The sequence below is a fragment of the Parvibaculum indicum genome (assembly GCF_011762095.1).
Classification (GTDB): domain Bacteria; phylum Pseudomonadota; class Alphaproteobacteria; order Parvibaculales; family Parvibaculaceae; genus Parvibaculum; species Parvibaculum indicum.
This window is the reverse complement of sequence record NZ_JAASQO010000002.1, coordinates 218332-234574: the sequence shown is the minus strand read 5'-3', so window position 1 is coordinate 234574 and position 16243 is coordinate 218332. Positions and strand designations below refer to the sequence as shown.

19 protein-coding genes and 1 other RNA gene are annotated in these 16243 nt (G+C 64.6%); 13 read left to right on the top strand and 7 right to left on the bottom strand.

Features of this window, described 5'->3' with window-relative positions:
* Window positions 1-172: 172 nt before the first annotated feature.
* The 3 genes from FHS78_RS03775 to FHS78_RS03765 are packed head-to-tail and all read right to left on the bottom strand — an operon-like array spanning window position 173 to window position 2164.
* Complete coding sequence (locus tag FHS78_RS03775) at window positions 173-1288, bottom strand: tetratricopeptide repeat protein (protein ID WP_167090481.1); 1116 nt, start codon at window positions 1286-1288, stop codon at window positions 173-175.
* Entirely contained in the window at window positions 1285-1956 is a 672-nt protein-coding gene (thiE, locus tag FHS78_RS03770) for a thiamine phosphate synthase (RefSeq protein WP_167090479.1), read from the bottom strand. Before thiE ends, FHS78_RS03775 begins: the two co-directional genes overlap by 4 nt.
* 52 nt (window positions 1957-2008) lie before the next feature.
* Entirely contained in the window at window positions 2009-2164 is a 156-nt protein-coding gene (locus FHS78_RS03765; protein WP_167090477.1) for a hypothetical protein, read from the bottom strand.
* A 187-nt stretch (window positions 2165-2351) separates the two neighbouring features.
* Between FHS78_RS03765 and FHS78_RS03760 the strand changes: the two genes are divergently transcribed.
* Window positions 2352-2813: a hypothetical protein gene (locus FHS78_RS03760; protein ID WP_167090475.1), complete on the top strand. Its 462-nt coding sequence runs from the start codon at window positions 2352-2354 to the stop codon at window positions 2811-2813.
* A gap of 77 nt (window positions 2814-2890) precedes the next feature.
* Here the strand turns inward: FHS78_RS03760 and FHS78_RS03755 are convergent, their stop codons facing one another.
* From FHS78_RS03755 to tkt, 4 genes are read right to left on the bottom strand one after another with little or no spacing between them, the layout of a single operon-like run.
* Window positions 2891-3910: a class I fructose-bisphosphate aldolase gene (locus FHS78_RS03755; protein WP_167090473.1), complete on the bottom strand. Its 1020-nt coding sequence runs from the start codon at window positions 3908-3910 to the stop codon at window positions 2891-2893.
* A 31-nt stretch (window positions 3911-3941) separates the two neighbouring features.
* Window positions 3942-5153, bottom strand: coding sequence for a phosphoglycerate kinase (locus tag FHS78_RS03750; protein WP_167090471.1), 1212 nt, complete (start codon window positions 5151-5153; stop codon window positions 3942-3944).
* A gap of 19 nt (window positions 5154-5172) precedes the next feature.
* Window positions 5173-6180, bottom strand: coding sequence for a type I glyceraldehyde-3-phosphate dehydrogenase (gene gap / locus FHS78_RS03745; RefSeq protein ID WP_167090469.1), 1008 nt, complete (start codon window positions 6178-6180; stop codon window positions 5173-5175).
* Window positions 6181-6205: 25 nt separating this feature from the next.
* Entirely contained in the window at window positions 6206-8173 is a 1968-nt protein-coding gene (tkt, locus tag FHS78_RS03740) for a transketolase (protein WP_246220342.1), read from the bottom strand.
* A gap of 291 nt (window positions 8174-8464) precedes the next feature.
* On the opposite strand from tkt, the gene FHS78_RS03735 reads away from it, so the two are divergent.
* From FHS78_RS03735 to ybgC, 12 genes are all read left to right on the top strand, one after another.
* Complete coding sequence (locus tag FHS78_RS03735) at window positions 8465-8731, top strand: hypothetical protein (RefSeq protein ID WP_167090465.1); 267 nt, start codon at window positions 8465-8467, stop codon at window positions 8729-8731.
* Window positions 8718-8984, top strand: coding sequence for a DUF4164 family protein (locus tag FHS78_RS03730; protein WP_167090463.1), 267 nt, complete (start codon window positions 8718-8720; stop codon window positions 8982-8984). Before FHS78_RS03735 ends, FHS78_RS03730 begins: the two co-directional genes overlap by 14 nt.
* 31 nt (window positions 8985-9015) lie before the next feature.
* Window positions 9016-9375, top strand: coding sequence for a cell division protein ZapA (locus FHS78_RS03725; protein ID WP_167090462.1), 360 nt, complete (start codon window positions 9016-9018; stop codon window positions 9373-9375).
* A 63-nt stretch (window positions 9376-9438) separates the two neighbouring features.
* A non-coding RNA gene (gene ssrS / locus FHS78_RS03720) (6S RNA) lies at window positions 9439-9595 on the top strand.
* A gap of 39 nt (window positions 9596-9634) precedes the next feature.
* Window positions 9635-10231: a 5-formyltetrahydrofolate cyclo-ligase gene (locus tag FHS78_RS03715; RefSeq protein ID WP_167090460.1), complete on the top strand. Its 597-nt coding sequence runs from the start codon at window positions 9635-9637 to the stop codon at window positions 10229-10231.
* 69 nt (window positions 10232-10300) lie between these two features.
* Window positions 10301-11125, top strand: a complete 825-nt coding sequence (locus FHS78_RS03710; RefSeq protein WP_167090458.1) for a TIGR00282 family metallophosphoesterase — start codon at window positions 10301-10303, stop codon at window positions 11123-11125.
* Between the two features lie 11 nt (window positions 11126-11136).
* Complete coding sequence (locus FHS78_RS03705) at window positions 11137-12165, top strand: glycosyltransferase family protein (RefSeq protein WP_167090456.1); 1029 nt, start codon at window positions 11137-11139, stop codon at window positions 12163-12165.
* A 416-nt stretch (window positions 12166-12581) separates the two neighbouring features.
* On the top strand, window positions 12582-13328 hold the full coding sequence (locus FHS78_RS03700) for a YebC/PmpR family DNA-binding transcriptional regulator (protein ID WP_167090454.1): 747 nt from the start codon (window positions 12582-12584) through the stop codon (window positions 13326-13328).
* A 70-nt stretch (window positions 13329-13398) separates the two neighbouring features.
* Complete coding sequence (ruvC, locus tag FHS78_RS03695) at window positions 13399-13920, top strand: crossover junction endodeoxyribonuclease RuvC (protein ID WP_167090452.1); 522 nt, start codon at window positions 13399-13401, stop codon at window positions 13918-13920.
* Window positions 13917-14540 (top strand): Holliday junction branch migration protein RuvA, encoded by a 624-nt coding sequence (gene ruvA / locus FHS78_RS03690; RefSeq protein WP_167090450.1) that lies wholly within the window; start codon window positions 13917-13919, stop codon window positions 14538-14540. Before ruvC ends, ruvA begins: the two co-directional genes overlap by 4 nt.
* Window positions 14537-15580, top strand: coding sequence for a Holliday junction branch migration DNA helicase RuvB (gene ruvB / locus FHS78_RS03685; protein WP_167090448.1), 1044 nt, complete (start codon window positions 14537-14539; stop codon window positions 15578-15580). The genes ruvA and ruvB overlap by 4 nt, the downstream gene beginning before the upstream one ends.
* Window positions 15577-16077, top strand: coding sequence for a tol-pal system-associated acyl-CoA thioesterase (gene ybgC, locus FHS78_RS03680; protein ID WP_167090446.1), 501 nt, complete (start codon window positions 15577-15579; stop codon window positions 16075-16077). The genes ruvB and ybgC overlap by 4 nt, the downstream gene beginning before the upstream one ends.
* Window positions 16078-16243: the final 166 nt, after the last annotated feature.

Sequence of the window (16243 nt, the reverse complement as noted above, 5' to 3'; positions counted from 1 at the left end):
TCTCGGGCGGCGCCTGCATGACCGGCCTCGCGCTCCAAAGCCGCAATGCGCGCTCTGATAACATCAGGCGGCCTCAAATGACAGGGATATTGCGCGGCCGATTCCCCGAAAAGGAGGGCAGCCGGCGCTTTTCGGGGGCTTTCCGGAGCGGCTTTGCCCGCTATCGGGCCGGTTATCGAGAGGGCACGACCGCGTCGCGGGCGGCCTTCATGTTCTTGTCGAGCTTGTCGATCTGCTCTTTCACCTGCGCCTTGATCTCAGGGGTGATGTCGGGGGCCATGGCGGCACGCAGCGTCTCGTCTTTCTGGCCGTTGCGCTCGGCCAGCGTGAGCCAGAGAAGGGCGGAGACCAGATCGCGTTTCACGCCCTGACCCAGAAAATAGAGCCGGGCCAGCCTGTCCTGCGCCAGCGCATTGCCGCGAATGGCCGCCTCGGTGAACCACTGGGCGGCCTTGGTCTCGTCCTTGGCGATGCCTTCGCCGCTGTAATAGGCGAAGGCCAGCGCCGTCTGGGCCTTGGGCAGGCCGCGCTTGGCGGCCGCGCCGAAGCGCTGCACGGCTTCCGTCTTGTCTTTTTGCGGCACGCCGACGCCGTCCTGCAGCATCAGGCCGTATTGGTAGCTGGCTTCGGGATGTCCCTTGTCGGAAGCCGCCTGGAAATTCGCCGCCGCCATGGCGAGGTCTTTCGTCACGCCTTTGCCCGTCGCATAGAGCACACCGAGATTGTAGTGGCCGGCGGGATCGCCGTTTTTTCCGGCCTCGCGGAATAGCGCCGCCGCGCCCGCCAGATCCTGCGGGCCGCCCGTGCCGGACAGTTTCATCAGGCCGAGTTCGGTCTGGGCAAGGGCGAGGCCGCCCCTGGCCGCGGCGTCGAATTCGGTTCGTGCGCGGGCGAGATCGACCTTGCCGTCGATGCCGCCCATTTCCAGCAGACCGAGCGCGTAATGGGCGCTCGCATTGCCCTGCGCGGCGGCCATGCCGAACCAGCGCTCCGCCTGTTTCGGATCGCGGTCCACGCCCTGACCGTTGTTGTAGATCGCGCCCATCATGAGCTGGGCGTTGACGTTTCCGCCTTCCGCGAGGGGCGCGGCCAGACGGCGCGCCTTTTCGAAATCGGCGGCATTGTAAGCGGCGACGGCCGCGCTCATGGCGCCTCCGGCCTCGGCCTCGGCCGGCTGGGCCGCGCCCTTCGTTTCGGGCCGAAGCGGGGAGAGGTCGGCATGGGCGGCGATGGACGCGCCGAAGACGATGGCCGAAGCGCTCAGCAGCAGGACGGGGAACCGGATCATGAACTCACGCTCTCTTCGCTCATCAAATGGTTGAAGGCGCGCACGGCTGCCGCCGGTCCTTCGGGATGGGTCCAGACGCCTGAGGAGACGGCAAGGAAGTCGGCGCCCGCCCGCACCAGCGGCGCGGCGTTGTCGATCTTGATGCCGCCGATGGCCACGCAGGGGACTTCGAACACTTCCGACCACCAGGCCAGGATTTCAGGGTCGGCGACACTCTTGGCGTTTTTTGTGTCAGTTGGATAAAAGGCGCCGAAAGCCACGTAATCCGCGCCCGCCTCGGCCAGTTCCATGGCCAGGTGGCGGTTGTCATGGCAGGTCACACCGACAATATGGTCCGGGCCCAGCAGCTTGCGGGCCTCGGCATAAGGCATGTCGTCCTGACCGATATGCGTGCCGTCGGCCCCCATCTCGGCGGCGATATCCGGCCGGTCGTTGACCAGAAAGGCGACATCGCGTTCCTGCGCCACGGGCATCAGCGCCTCGACCGCGCGGCGGATCGTGTCGTCGCTTTCCGGCGTTTCGTCCTCGCGCTTCAGGCGAAGTTGCAGGCAGGCGACGTCGCCGCCGTCCAGCGCCATGCGCAGCGTATCGGCAAAGGCGCGCGGCTCAAGCCGGGGCGGCGTGATGAGGTAGAGGCGGCAGCGGTAATTATCTTCTGTGGAGCTCATGCCGCCGGTTTTAACGCGAAGCGGCGGCCCTTGCATCCGTTTTGAGGGCGGGTCAGCCTTTCACGATATCCAGAAGATCGAGCAGGCCATAGACCGCGAAACCCCAGAACACGAGACCGAGAACCATGCCCGGCGCGATATACCAGCCCTCGGGCATTCGACGAGAGACCGGCTTCTTCCGGCCGCGGCCGTTCATTGTGCGGCTCACGCCGCGTATCCATATCCATTGAAGCCCAACCCGATACAAGACAAGTACCCACCAATCTGGATGATGCCAAAGAATCCGGAATATTTGAAGCACTAGACTGCCCATAATGGGTAGCTGGCTATTGGCGACGGTCCGGCGGTCCGTGCCTTTATCTGTCGCAGGCGTAGAAAAGGCGTGTTTTGATATTATGAAGAAGCCCGTGAATTATGAGCCCTATTCCCGATTGATCGCTCACTCCATTGCCGAATTCGTTCTGCGGTGTGCCGAGACGATGGAGGGCAGTTTCAATAACGACTATGAAATGACTCTCCTGTTCCTCGCGATCTCGACGCGCAATGAGCATCATGTGATGAACGATCCGGAACTTCGCGCGCGCTATGCGAGTTTCGACGAGGTGATCCCTTCCTCCCTCTACACGCCGATCAGCCGGCTGGCGCTGTCACGCTCCACCGGCCTGCCGCGCGAGACGGTGCGCCGTAAGGTCGCCGCCATGATCGAGATGGGCGTGGTGGTCGAGGACAAGCGCGGCGGGCTCTGCATCAGGCAGACGATCATCGAGGATTTCGATCCCGACGCGGTTCTGGAGCCGCAATTGAGGAATTTGAGGCGGCTCTTTTCCGTCCTGTCGGAAACCGGCGCGCTGGAATAGGCCGGTCGAGGCCGAAACGGAAAACGCCCCGCTCTCGGTGAGGGCGGGGCGTTTCGTATTCGGCAGGCGAGGCCGGATCAGGCGGCCTTTTCAAGGTCCTTTTTCCAGCCGGCCTGCGTGGCAAGGCCGTTCATCTTGGCGCGGTGCGCGAAGGCGGCCTGGGCCGCGGCCACGTTTTCCGCCTTGCCGCCCCAGGTGGTGAGCGGGGCGTGCTGGAGCGCGCGGCCATAGGAGAAGGACATCTTCCAGGGGAAGCCGCCGATGGCGTTCATCGCGTTCAGATGCGCCGTCGCGTCTTCGTCGGACTGGCCGCCGGAGAGGTAGACGATGCCGGGGATCGCGGCCGGCACGACCTTCTTGAAGCAGGCGATGGTGCGCGCGGCGACTTCCTCGACGGAGGCCTGTTTTGTGCATTTCTTGCCGGAGATCACCATGTTCGGCTTCAGGATGGTGCCTTCGAGGTTTACGCGGTGGGCGGCAAGGCGGGCGAAAACGGTGCGCAGCGCGGCTTCCGTCACTTCATCGCAGCGGTCGATATCGTGGCCGCCATCCATCAGCACTTCCGGCTCGACGATCGGCACGATCTTCTGCTCCTGGCAGAGCGCGGCATAGCGCGCCAGCGCCTCGGCATTGGCTTCGATGCAGCCTTGCGTCGGGATGCCGTCGGCAATGTCGATCACGGCGCGCCATTTCGCGAAGCGGGCGCCGAGGTCATAATATTCGGCCAGGCGCTCGCGCAGGCCGTCGAGGCCTTCGGTGATCTTCTCGCCGGGGAAGCCGGCCATTTCCTTGGCGCCCATATCGACCTTGATGCCGGGAATGGAGCCCGCGGCCTTGATGAGGTCCACGAGCGGCGTGCCGTCCTTGGCCTTCTGGCGGATGGTCTCGTCATAAAGGATGACGCCGGAAATGTTGTTCTTCATCGCCTCTTCGGTGCGGAACAGCATTTCGCGGTAGTCGCGGCGATTGTCTTCGGTCGACTCGAGATTGATCGAGTCGAAACGCTTCTTGATCGTGCCGGAGCTTTCGTCGGCGGCAAGGATGCCCTTGCCCGGCGCGACCATGGCTTCTGCGATGGATTCAAGCGTTTCAGTCATTTTTTCCATTCTCCAGATCGGATACTGCCGCTCAGGCGGCGTTTTCAAGCGCTGCCACGCCGGGCAGTTCCACACCTTCCATCCATTCCAGGAAGGCCCCGCCCGCGGCGGACACATAGGTAAACTCGTCGGCGGCCCCGGCTTCGTTGAGGGCGGCCACCGTGTCGCCGCCGCCCGCGACGGAGATCAGGTTCCCCATCCTGGTGAGCATGGCGGCCTGGCGCGCGGCGGTCATGGTTCCCTCGTCGAAGGGCGGTATCTCGAAGGCGCCGAGAGGGCCATTCCACACCACTGTCTGCGCGGTTTCAAACCGTCCCGACAGATGCGCCAGCGTATCCGGGCCGACATCGAGGATCATCATGTCCTCGGGGACCTCGTTCACGTTGACCGTGCGGGTTTCCACGTTCTTCTTGAGTTCCTTGGCCACCACGGCGTCGGTGGGCAGGAGAATTTCGCAATTGGCGGCGCGCGCATTCGCCATGATGTGGCGGGCGGTATCGAGGAGGTCGAGTTCGCAAAGCGATTTGCCGACCTGTTTGCCCTGCGCGGCCAGGAAGGTATTGGCCATGCCGCCGCCGATGACGAGGCAGTCCACCTTCTTCACCAGATTGCCCAGCAGCGCGATCTTGGTGGACACTTTCGCGCCGCCGACAATGGCGACCACGGGGCGCGCCGGATTGCCGAGCGCGGCGTCGAGCGCCTTCAGCTCCGCTTCCATCGCCCGGCCCGCATAGGAGGGCAGGTGATGCACGATGCCTTCGGTGGAGGCATGGGCGCGATGGGCGCAGGAAAAGGCGTCGTTCACATAGACGTCGCCGATTTCAGCAAGCTGACGGGCGAAATTCGCGTCGTTGTTTTCCTCGCCGGGATGGAAGCGGGTGTTTTCCAGCACGAGGATGCCGCCGTCTTCCATTGCAGCGATCGCACCCGCGGCTTCGCCGCCGATGCAGTCCTGCGCGAAGCCGACCGGCTGGCCCACCCATTCATGCATCGCATCCGCGACGGGCTTGAGGCTCATCTCGGCTATGCGTTTGCCCTTGGGGCGGTCGAAATGCGACAGCACGAGGACTTTCGCCCCATGGGACGCGAGTTCCTTCAGCGTCGGCGCCACGCGCTCCACGCGGGTGGCGTCGGCGATGCGTCCCTCGGCCATCGGCACGTTCAGGTCCGCGCGCACAAGAACGCGCCGGCCCTTGAGGGGGCCGGCGGCAATCAGATCGTCGAGAGTCTTGTAGGACCCCATATCGCTTTCTCCGTATTCGTCAGAGCAGTTTGCCCATGGCGACGGCGGTGTCGCCCATACGGTTGGAGAAGCCCCATTCATTGTCGTACCAGCTCATCACGCGGATGAGATTGCCGTCGACGATCTGGGTCTGGGTCAGATCGAAGGTGGATGAGGCCTTGTTGTGGTTGAAGTCGCTGGAAACGAGCGGCTCCTTGTTGACGCCGAGTACGCCCTTCAGGGCCCCGCGGGAGGCGGCGATCATCGCCTCGTTGATCTCTTCCACCGTAACCTTCTTCTTCGGCGTGAAGACGAGGTCGATCAGCGACACGTTCGGGGTCGGCACGCGGATGGAGGTGCCGTCGAGCTTGCCCTTCAGTTCCGGCAGCACGAGGCCGATGGCCTTGGCGGCGCCGGTGGAGGTCGGGATCATGTTGACGGCGGCGGCGCGGGCGCGGCGCGGATCCTTGTGCAGCGTGTCCACGGTCTGCTGGTCGCCCGTATAGGCGTGGATCGTCGTCATGTAGCCCTGTTTCAGGCCGCACAGATCGTTCAGGACCTTGGCGACGGGCGCCAGGCAGTTCGTCGTGCAGGAGGCGTTGGAGACGACCTTGTGGCTCTTGCGCAGATCCTTGGTGTTCACGCCATAGACGATGGTGGCGTCGGCGTTCTCGGCGGGTGCGGAGACCAGCACCTTCTTGGCGCCGGCGGTCAGATGCGCGGAGGCCTTTTCCTTGGAGGCGAAGATGCCCGTGCATTCCAGCGCGATGTCGACGCCGAGTTCGTCCCAGGGAAGCTGCGCCGGATCGCGCTCGGCCAGCACCTGGATCTTGCCGCGGCCGAGATCCATGGTCGATTTGGTGGTCTTCACCTTACCGGGAAAGGGACCGTGCACGCTGTCGAAACGCAGCAACTGGGCATTGGCCTCGACCGAGCCCAGGTCGTTGATGGCGACCACTTCAATGTCCTTGCGGCCCGATTCTGCGATGGCGCGCAGAACCAGACGCCCGATGCGACCGAAACCGTTAATCGCGACGCGAACAGCCATTCTTTTCTTTCTCCAAATTGCGGTGTCAGGACCGTGCGGCGAGGCACTTTCTCGCGGCTTCCGCCGTGGCCTCAGGGGTAATGTTGAAATGCTTGTACAGGTCCCCGGCAGGGGCGCTGGCGCCAAAACCGTTCATTCCGACGAAATCTCCGTCAGGCGCCACATAGCGGTCCCAACCGTAGCGGATCGCGGCCTCGACCGCGACACGCACCGTGCCGGGGCCGAGAATTTCTTTCTGGTACTGAGCCGGCTGGGCGTCGAAAAGCTCCGCGCAGGGCATGGAGACGACGCGCGTACCGATATTTTCCTTTTCGAGAATGCGCTTTGCGTTCATCGCGATCTCGACTTCCGAGCCGGTGGCGATCAGCGTCACCTTGGCCTCGAGCGCGGTGCCGGACAGCTCATAGGCGCCGCGGGCACAGAGATTGTCGTCCGTGTGCTCGGTGCGCAGCGTCGGCAGGCCCTGGCGCGACAGCGCGAGAATCGACGGCGTGTCCGCCGCTTCCAGCGCGAGCTGCCAGCATTCGGCCGTTTCCACCACGTCGGCGGGGCGGAACACGTTGAGGTTGGGCATGGCGCGCAGGCTGGCCAGATGTTCCACCGGCTGGTGGGTGGGGCCGTCTTCGCCAAGGCCGATGGAATCATGCGTCATCACATAGACGACGCGCTGGCCCATCAGCGCAGAGAGCCGGATCGCCGGGCGGCAATAGTCGGTGAAAACGAGGAAGGTGCCGGAATAGGGGATCAGCCCCTTGTGCAGCGCCATGCCGTTCATGGCCGCGGCCATGCCGTGCTCGCGCACACCGTAATGGATGAAACTGCCGGAGAAATCGTCCGGCGTGACCGCCTTCTGGTCCTTCGAGCGGGTGTTGTTGGAGCCGGTCAGGTCGGCGGAGCCGCCCACGGTTTCCGGCAGCACCGCGTTGATGACGTTGAGCGTCTCCTCGGAGGATTTGCGCGTCGCCCATTTCGGCTTTTCTTCCGAGACCTTGCGCTTGAAGGCGGCGATGGCCTTGGCGAGTTCGGGTTTCAGCTCGCCTTTCAGGCGGCGGTCGAATTCGGCGCGGGTTTCCTTGTCGAGCCCGTTCAGCCGGTCTTCCCAGGCCTTGCGGGCCTTGGCGTTGCGGCAGCCGGCAATGCGCCAGGCGTCCAGCACGTCGCTGGGGATGGAGAAGGGCTCCGCGTCCCAGCCGAGTTCCTGGCGGGTCAGGGCGATTTCCTCTTCGCCGAGGGCGGCGCCATGCGAGGAGGATTTGCCCTGCTTGTTGGGCGAGCCGAAGCCGATCACGGTCCGGCAGGCGATCAGGCTCGGCTTGTCGCTGTTGCGGGCCGCCTCGATCGCGGCTTCGATCTCGGCCGGATTGTGGCCGTCGATTCTCGACGCTTCCCAGCCCGCGGCCTCGAATCGCTTCAGCGCGTCGCCGGTTTCCGACAGGCTCAGCGGTCCGTCGATGGAAATTTCGTTGTCGTCGTAAAGCACGATGAGCTTGGAGAGCTTCAGATGGCCCGCCAGGCTGATCGCCTCATGGCTGATGCCTTCCATGAGATCGCCGTCGGAGGCGATGACATAGGTGTAGTGATTGACGGCGTCGTCGCCGAACTGCGCATTCAGCATCCGTTCGGCAAGCGCCATGCCCACCGAGGTGGCGATGCCCTGGCCGAGCGGGCCGGTGGTCGTTTCCACGCCCGCGGCATGGCCGTATTCGGGATGGCCGGCCGTGATGGAGCCGAGCTGGCGGAAATTCTCGATCTGCTCGATCGTCATGTCCTCATAGCCGAGCAGGTAGTTCAGCGCATAAAGCAGCATGGAACCATGGCCGGCGGAGAGCACGAAGCGGTCGCGGTCGGGCCAATTCGGCGTACGCGGATCGATCTTCAGGAACTTGGTGAAGAGCACGGTCGCGATGTCGGCGGTGCCCATCGGCATGCCGGGATGGCCGGAATTGGCCTTCTGGACGGCGTCCATCGCCAGCGCGCGAATGGCATTGGCCATGCGGTCATGGCTTGCGGTCGCGTTCTCGGAAGACGTCTTTTCGGCGGCGGCGGATTTTTCGGTTGTCGTCATCTGTCACTCGATAGCCGGGCGAACCGGAATACGGTCCGGGCGGCGACATTGGGTTCGCAGAGGGGGATCCCCACCGGAACCCGGCTACATGGCCTGTAAACGGCCGGCAATAACGGCCTTTACGTAGCTCCGGAAATCGACTGAGCAGGCCTGATCGTGTGCTCGGATCGGCCCTTGCCGAGAGCGGCGCCACAATGACCATGGCCTCCCTAGGAGTCAATGCCGGATCGGGCCGAAAGGCGCATTATCGTGCGGTTTCGCGGCGCGAGCGGAATCGCGGGCGAAAAAGCGCGAAGGGGCATTTGTTTTTTCCGCATGGAGACGGCGCGGAGAGGCCCGGCGGTGCGTCAGATTGACCTCGGGAAGCTGGCAAGCCACTCTAAATGCGGTTATGGCTTTGCGCCCGACATGTCGTTGTGGCTGGGCGCCGCCGGCGACGCGGCGTCTTCCCCCTTCCCGGATCTTGAAAAAGATGAGCAAACTTGACGATGCCATTCAGCGTTTCAACGGCTCCCTGGACCGTCTGGAAGCGGCCATCAACAGGCAGAGCCAGCGGCTGGAAGCCGCCCGGAAGCTTCAGGGCGAGATCGACACGCTGCAGGACGACCGCTCGGCAATGGCCGAGGAACTCGACGAACTCAAGTCCGAGGCCAGGCGGCTCAATGAATTGAACGAACGCGCGTCGGAAACGCTTTCCAATGCGATAGAGGGCATTCGCGAGGTTCTGGCGGAAGCCTGAGAACCGATTAGAGGCATCCGGAGGAATTCTGATGGGACAGGTCAAGGTATCGATCAACGACCGCTCTTACGCCGTTTCCTGCGGCGATGGCGAGGAAGACCATGTTCGCGAGCTGGCGGCCTATGTGAACCGGCATGTGGCGGCGCTGGCCGATGAAGTGGGGCAGGTGGGCGAGGCGCGCCTGCTGCTGATGGCCAGCCTGCTGATCGCCGACGAATTGTCCGACTCGATGCAGAAAAACCGGATGCTGGAAGAGGAAATCGAAAAGTTGACCGGCGCCCGCGCCTCGGCGGAGGAGCGCAGTTCCCAGTCGGAAAATGCCATTGCCGAGGTGCTGGACGGCGCGGCGCGGCGCATCGAGGAGCTGTCCAAGCGTATCGAGGCTGCGTGAAAGCGTCTCTCCCTCCTTGCCTTTGCTTGACGCGGAACCCATCTGGGCAGATTAGAATGGATGCGGGTGCTGCCTGGTTCGTGAGAACGAAATTGTCTCGGGGCCTTACGCTTCTGAAGGGAGCTGTCCCTGGGGAGGATTGTGGTCCTCTTCACACGGCGCCCACCTACTTATGTAGGTCTCCGAGGAAGCACAGTTCCACGGCCGAGGCGGCCCCGCTCTTTCTTCTTTTCCCCTGCCGTACCGGCGAGGCCCTGCCATGAGCGGTGCGGAGGATCCGGCCCGTGCCAAGGAGGCCGCCCGGGTGGCCGCGCGCGCCCGGCGCGAGCAGGCGCATCGCGATCTCGGCGCGGCGGCGCCGGGGCTTTTCGCCGAACATTTCTTTCATTCCCTTCCCCTGCCGCGTCATGGCGTGATCGCGGGCTATGTGCCGCTCAATCATGAGGCCGATCCGGGCGAACTGCTGGCGCAGGCCGTGAAACGGGGCTATCGCACCTGTCTGCCGCGCGTGGCGGAAAAGGCCAGCCCGCTCCAGTTCCTGCAATGGGCGCCGGGCGATCCGCTGGCCGGGGGCGCGCATGGCACGAAAGAGCCGATGACGGGGCGGCCCGTGCTCCGGCCCGACATCGTTATCGTGCCGATGCTCGCTTTCGAGCCGGGCGGGATCCGGCTCGGCTATGGCGGCGGGTATTACGACCGGACGCTGGCGGCCTTGCGCGCGGCGGGGCAACAGGTTCTGGCGGTGGGGCTTGCCTATGCCGAGCAGGGCACGGACCATTTGCCGGCAGACCCGCACGATCAGCGTCTCGACTGGCTCGTGACCGAGCGACGTGCAATCTCCTTCGCCAGCCCCTAAAAAGGCGGCAAGACCGAAATCCGAATGCGTAGCCGGGCGGCTTCCGAAGTCCGGCGCGGGAGTTTTCATATGAGACTGTTATTTCTGGGGGATCTGGTCGGCCGGTCGGCGCGCGATGCCGTGGTGTCGCATTTGCCGTCGCTGCGCGAGCGGCTGGCAGCCGATTGCGTCGTGGTGAACGGCGAGAACGCCGCGGGCGGTTTCGGCATTACCGGCACGATCTGCAACGAGCTTTTCGACGCGGGCGCGGATGCGATCACGCTGGGCAATCATGCCTGGGACCAGAAAGAGGCGCTCGTTCACATCGAGCGCGAGGGGCGGCTGATCCGCCCCGCCAATTTCCCGCCGGGCACGCCGGGGCGCGGCGCGGCGTTGATCGAGACGCGCTCGGGCGCGCAGGTGCTGGTGGTCAATGCCATGGGCCGCATCTTCATGGATGCGCTGGACGATCCTTTCGCCGCCGTGGAACGCGAGCTGGGGGCCTGTCCTCTCGGCGTGGCGGCGGATGCCATCCTGGTGGATTTTCACGGCGAGGCGACGTCGGAGAAGATGGCGATGGGCCATTTCTGCGATGGGCGGGCGAGCCTTGTGGTCGGGACGCACAGTCATGTTCCCACGGCGGATGCGCAGATTCTGCCCGGCGGCACAGCCTATCAGACCGATGCGGGCATGTGCGGCGATTACGACTCGGTGATCGGCATGGAAAAGGAAGAGCCGCTCAACCGTTTCACGACGAAAATCCCGAGCGGGCGGTTCCAGCCCGCGCTGGGCCCGGCCACGATCTGCGGCGTGTTGGTGGAGACGGACGGGTCGACCGGGCTTGCCCGACGGGTCGAGCCGGTGCGCCTGGGCGGGCGGCTTCATGCCGCCATGCCGCAATGGGGCGAGGCATGAGGATCGCGCCCATGAAAATCGTCATCGTCGGCAACTACAACGAAAAGAAGGCCGGGGCGAATTTCTATGCGACGGTGCGCAAGCTCACCAACGGTTTCACGCGCAACGGGCATCACGTCATGCCGTTCAGCGACCGCGATGTGGCGCGCGAGGAAAGCGGCTGGGGGATCGGGCGTGCCGGCGGGCGGGGCGCCAACCGGCGTCTCGTCGAACTTGTCGGAAATTTCAAACCCGATCTGCTGATCCTGTTCCATGCCGACAAGATCGCCAATGACACGATCCGCGAGATCCGCGCCGCGCGGCCGGACATGCCGGTGGCGGTGGTCAATCTCGATCCGCTGTTCCTGCCGGAAAATCCGCCGCGCATCCGCCGCTTCGCGGAAGTGGCCGATGTGACCTTCATCACCACGGCGGGCGCCCGGCTTCAGGAATTCGCCACACCGACGCATCGCGTGGCCTTCATTCCCAATCCGGTCGACCCTTCCGTCGAAAGTCTGGAATGTTTCGCGCGGGAGGATCAGGCCAGCGATCTCATCTGCACCATCGGCAGCGAGCAGGGAACGCCCTGGCGGGGCGAGTTCATGCGCGCCCTGCGCGACAAGGTGCCGGGGTGCCGCTATGCCTACTACGGGCTGGACGAGCGGCCGTCGGTTTTCGGCAGCGCCTATTTCGATGCGATCGGCGATGCGCGGATGGGGCTCAATCTCAGCCGGGCCGACGATCATTACCTCTATTCGTCGGACCGTTTCGCGCAATATGCGGGGAACGGGCTTCTGACCTTCCTCGCCCGCGAGACCGGCTATGATGACATCTTCACGGATGAGGAGTTCGTCTTCTATCGGGATATGGAGGATCTGGCGGACCGCCTGCGCTTCTTCCTCGCCCATGACGGGGACCGGCAGCGCGTGGCGCGCAACGGCCATGCCCGCTATCACGCGCTCTTCAATGAAAGGCTCGTCGCCCGCTTCATCGAGCAGGTGGCTGTGAGCGGCGAGGCCGGGGACGGCTTCGCCTGGCCGACGACGGTGCATAAGGGGTAGGGCGCCCGCTTCCCGCATCCGGGAAGGAACAACCCCGCCGCGAGCATCCGAGGTGGGTGGAGGATGCAGGCGACGGGGCGTTTCCATGCCTGTGCGTTCTGCGCAGGCAATGCCGGTTTACGGATTGGGCGGGTCGTAAACCGGACTTTATGTGCCGCCGGGTGTTGGAGTGGTTGGGCATGCACCCCTGGGTGGCAGCGGCAACGATCGGAAGGTAAGTCATCAATTGTTAACTGCACGTTAAAGGGGTGTGCCAAAAAGAAAAGCAACCTATGCGTGTTTTAACTTAATCATTTTCCGTGTGATTTTGTGGCCTATGGATTTCGCCGCCGCTGGCACATATAAAGGCGCCTCGGGCCCGGAACGAAGCGGGGCATCCCCGAAATTTCCAGTCGGATCAGGGTTTTGGAGGCGGCATGGCCGGCCATTCGCAATTCAAGAACATCATGTATCGCAAGGGCGCGCAGGATAAGAAACGCGCCAAATTGTTCGCCAAACTGGCGAAAGAAATCACCGTCGCGGCCAAAATGGGAATGCCCGAGCCGGAGCACAATCCGCGATTGAGGGCGGCGATACAGGCCGCGCGCGCGGAGAACATGCCCAAGGACAATATCGAGCGCGCGATCAAGAAGAGTACCGATCAGGGCGGCGAGAACTATGAAGAGATGCGCTATGAGGGCTTCGGCCCCGGCGGCGTGGGGGTCATCGTCGAGGCGCTGACCGACAATCGCAACCGCACGGCGAGCGCCGTGCGCGCGATCTTCTCCAAGCATGGCGGAAATCTGGGCGAAACCGGCGCCGTTTCCTTCATGTTCGACCAGGTGGGCCAGATCCTCTATCCCGCCGACAAGGGCGAGGCGGAGGCCATGCTGGAAGCCGCTATCGAGGCCGGCGCGGAGGATTGCGTCTCCGGCGAGGACGGCCATGAGTTCGTTTGCGCGCCCGACGACCTGCATGAAGTGGCGCAGGCGCTGGAGGCGACGCTGGGCGAGGCCAATTCCACCCGTATCGTCTGGAAGCCGCAGAACACCATCGAGCTGGACGACGACAAGTCCGAAACCATGATGAAGCTGCTCGATGCTCTGGACGACGATGACGATGTGCAGCAGGTTTATGCGAACTTCGAAATGTCCGATTCGTTCATGGAGAAGCTCTCCGCCTGATCGCGCATGAAGCTGCCACAAGCGGCGCGGGACGGCGTCGCTCAAGCAGCAGAAAGGCTCGTTCCTCCTCATGCCCGCCGCGGTCAGATATCTGGGAATCGATCCGGGACTGCGGTTCACCGGCTGGGGCGTGATCGAGCAATCGGGCTCGGCCCTTCGCCATATCGCCGACGGCACGATCGCCTCCACTTCGTCGCTCAGCCTGGCCGAGCGCCTCGTCGAGATCGAGGCGGGGCTTCAGGCGGTGCTGGCCGCGCACGATCCGGCGCATGTGGCGGTGGAACAGGCTTTCGTCGCGCGCGACGCCTCCGCCGCGCTGAAGCTCGGCCAGGCGCGCGGGATCGCGTTGCTCGTTCCCTCGCGCGCAGGCCTGCCCGTCGCCGAATATGCCCCCAATCACATCAAGAAGGCCGTGGTCGGCGCCGGCCATGCCGACAAGGCGCAGATCCGCCTCATGGTCGGCATGCTGCTGCCGGGCGCGCGGATGAAGAGCGAACATGCCGCCGACGCGCTGGCCATCGCGATCTGCCATGCGCATTCGGGCGCGGGCAATGATCGCCTCGCCGCGGCGCTGCAAAAGGCGGGCGCATGATCGGCAAGCTGAAGGGGCTGGTGGACAGCACGGGCGAGGACTGGGTCGTCATCGACGTCAACGGCGTCGGCTATCACGTCCATTGTTCGTCGCGCACGCTGGCGCATCTGCCCGCGCCGGGCGAGCCGGTGACGCTTTCCATCGAAACCAAGGTGAGCGACGACGCGATCCGGCTGATCGGGTTCGAGAGCGACCGCGAGCGCGACTGGTTCCGCCTGCTTCTGTCGGTGCAGGGCGTGGGCATGCGCGTGGCGCTTGCCATTCTCGGCACGCTGGCGCCTGCCGATCTCGCCCGCGCCATCTCGCTCGACGACAAGAAGGCCATTTCCGCCGCGCCGGGCGTCGGGCCGAAAGTGGCGGGCCGCATCGTTTCCGAACTGAAGGACAAGGCGCCCGCTTCGGAAGATCTCAATGCCGTACTCGATGTCGGGGTTGCCTTGCAGGCCTCCGAAGCGGGGGCGGGCGACCGGGCGATCCGCGATGCGGTGTCGGCGCTCGTCAATCTGGGCTATCAACAGGCGCAAGCCGCGGGCGCGGTGGCGGCCGCGGCAAAGAAGCTCGATGAGGATGCGAGTACCGAGCAACTCATCCGGGTGGGCCTGAAGGAGCTGGCGCGATGAGCGAACGCATTGTGAGCGCGGGCCTTCGCGAAGAGGACGAGCTGGAGCGCGGCCTCCGCCCGCAGGTGCTTGCCGATTTCACCGGCCAGGCGCGGGCGCGCGAGAACCTGTCCGTTTTCATCGAGGCGGCGCGATCGCGCGGCGAGGCGCTCGACCATGTGCTGCTGGCGGGTCCGCCCGGCCTCGGCAAGACGACGCTGGCGCAAATCGTGGCGCGCGAACTCGGCGTGAATTTCAAGGCCACCTCCGGCCCCGTCATTTCCAAGGCGGGCGATCTCGCCGCGCTGCTCACAAATCTGGAAGCCAACGACGTTCTCTTCATCGACGAGATCCATCGGCTGTCGCCGGCGGTGGAGGAAATCCTTTATCCGGCGATGGAGGATTTCCAGCTCGACCTCATCATCGGCGAGGGGCCGGGCGCGCGCTCGGTGCGGATCGAGCTGGCGCCCTTCACGCTGGTGGGCGCGACGACGCGCACGGGCCTTCTCACCACGCCCTTGCGCGACCGCTTCGGTATTCCGGTCCGGCTCAATTTCTATGAGGTCGCCGAACTCGAACTCATCGTCCGGCGCGGCGCGCGCGTGCTGGGGGTGGAGATGACGCAGGACGGCGCGCATGAGATTGCCCGGCGCGCGCGCGGGACGCCGCGTGTCGCGGGACGGCTGTTGCGCCGCGTGCGCGATTTCGCCGCCGTGGAAGGCGCAAGCCCCATCGACGCGGCGGTGGCCGACCGGGCGCTTCAAAAGCTCGAAGTGGACGAACTCGGGCTCGATGCGCTCGATCACCGCTATCTCAGGGCCATCGCGCTCAATTTCGGCGGCGGGCCCGTCGGGATCGAAACCATCGCCGCCTCGCTGTCGGAGCCGCGCGACGCGATCGAGGAAATCATCGAGCCCTATCTGATCCAGCAGGGGCTTGTCGCGCGCACGCCGCGCGGCCGCCTGCTGACGGCGGCGGCCTTTACCCATCTCGGGCTGCCCGCGCCGGTCGCGGATCCGGGGCAGGCACGGCTTTTCGACGAAGGGGGCGAGGATCTATGAGCGACGGCGCGCAGGATCCGGCAGGTCATGGCTGGCCCGACGCATCGGGCCGTCTCGACGGTAATCTCCATCGCCTGGCGATCCGGGTCTATTACGAGGACACGGATTTTTCCGGCGTCGTCTATCACGCGAACTATCTGAAATTCGCCGAGAGGAGCCGGTCCGATTTCCTGCGCCTCATCGGCGTGCATCACACCGATCTCTTCGACGGCGACGATCCGCTGGCCTTTGCGATCCATCGCATGGAGATGGATTTCGTGAAACCGGCGCGAATCGACGATCTGCTCGAGGTCCGCACGCGCTATGTGAAGGCGAGCGGGGCGCGAATCGAGGCGACGCAGGAGATCGTGTGTCTGGTCTCGGCCGGCGGCGCGATGCCGGAGGGCGAGGTGCTGTGGCGGGCGCAGGTCTATGCGGCCTGTATCGACCAGGCGGGCCGTCCCAGGCGTCTTCCGGCGGCTGTCCGCGAGGCCATGGCGCCGCTTGTCGCCAGTTAATCGCTGACATTATGTTGTCTCTTGGCAACATTAGAGGTGTTCCGCCGCGCCGCATCCGCCGCGGCGCGCGTTGCGCCACGCTGTTGACATAATTGGAAGAACAAATCAGCCGCATTTGGGGGGCTTCACAGGTGCCGCTTGGCGCTATGGACAGCTCGTTGCACTC

Bases quoted from the DNA above. Each gene is read 5' to 3' on its own strand.
- ruvB (WP_167090448.1), top strand. From the start codon at position 14,537: ATGAGCGAACGCATTGTGAGCGCGGGCCTTCGCGAAGAGGACGAGCTG.
- FHS78_RS03725 (WP_167090462.1), top strand. From the start codon at position 9,016: ATGGGACAGGTCAAGGTATCGATCAACGACCGCTCTTACGCCGTTTCC.
- FHS78_RS03710 (WP_167090458.1), top strand. From the start codon at position 10,301: ATGAGACTGTTATTTCTGGGGGATCTGGTCGGCCGGTCGGCGCGCGAT.
- ruvA (WP_167090450.1), top strand. From the start codon at position 13,917: ATGATCGGCAAGCTGAAGGGGCTGGTGGACAGCACGGGCGAGGACTGG.
- FHS78_RS03715 (WP_167090460.1), top strand. From the start codon at position 9,635: ATGAGCGGTGCGGAGGATCCGGCCCGTGCCAAGGAGGCCGCCCGGGTG.
- FHS78_RS03775 (WP_167090481.1), bottom strand. From the start codon at position 1,288: ATGATCCGGTTCCCCGTCCTGCTGCTGAGCGCTTCGGCCATCGTCTTC.
- ruvC (WP_167090452.1), top strand. From the start codon at position 13,399: ATGCCCGCCGCGGTCAGATATCTGGGAATCGATCCGGGACTGCGGTTC.
- FHS78_RS03730 (WP_167090463.1), top strand. From the start codon at position 8,718: ATGAGCAAACTTGACGATGCCATTCAGCGTTTCAACGGCTCCCTGGAC.
- FHS78_RS03735 (WP_167090465.1), top strand. From the start codon at position 8,465: ATGCCGGATCGGGCCGAAAGGCGCATTATCGTGCGGTTTCGCGGCGCG.
- FHS78_RS03760 (WP_167090475.1), top strand. From the start codon at position 2,352: ATGAAGAAGCCCGTGAATTATGAGCCCTATTCCCGATTGATCGCTCAC.
- tkt (WP_246220342.1), bottom strand. From the start codon at position 8,173: ATGGCCAATGCCATTCGCGCGCTGGCGATGGACGCCGTCCAGAAGGCC.
- thiE (WP_167090479.1), bottom strand. From the start codon at position 1,956: ATGAGCTCCACAGAAGATAATTACCGCTGCCGCCTCTACCTCATCACG.
- FHS78_RS03705 (WP_167090456.1), top strand. From the start codon at position 11,137: ATGAAAATCGTCATCGTCGGCAACTACAACGAAAAGAAGGCCGGGGCG.
- ybgC (WP_167090446.1), top strand. From the start codon at position 15,577: ATGAGCGACGGCGCGCAGGATCCGGCAGGTCATGGCTGGCCCGACGCA.
- FHS78_RS03755 (WP_167090473.1), bottom strand. From the start codon at position 3,910: ATGACTGAAACGCTTGAATCCATCGCAGAAGCCATGGTCGCGCCGGGC.
- gap (WP_167090469.1), bottom strand. From the start codon at position 6,180: ATGGCTGTTCGCGTCGCGATTAACGGTTTCGGTCGCATCGGGCGTCTG.
- FHS78_RS03750 (WP_167090471.1), bottom strand. From the start codon at position 5,153: ATGGGGTCCTACAAGACTCTCGACGATCTGATTGCCGCCGGCCCCCTC.
- FHS78_RS03700 (WP_167090454.1), top strand. From the start codon at position 12,582: ATGGCCGGCCATTCGCAATTCAAGAACATCATGTATCGCAAGGGCGCG.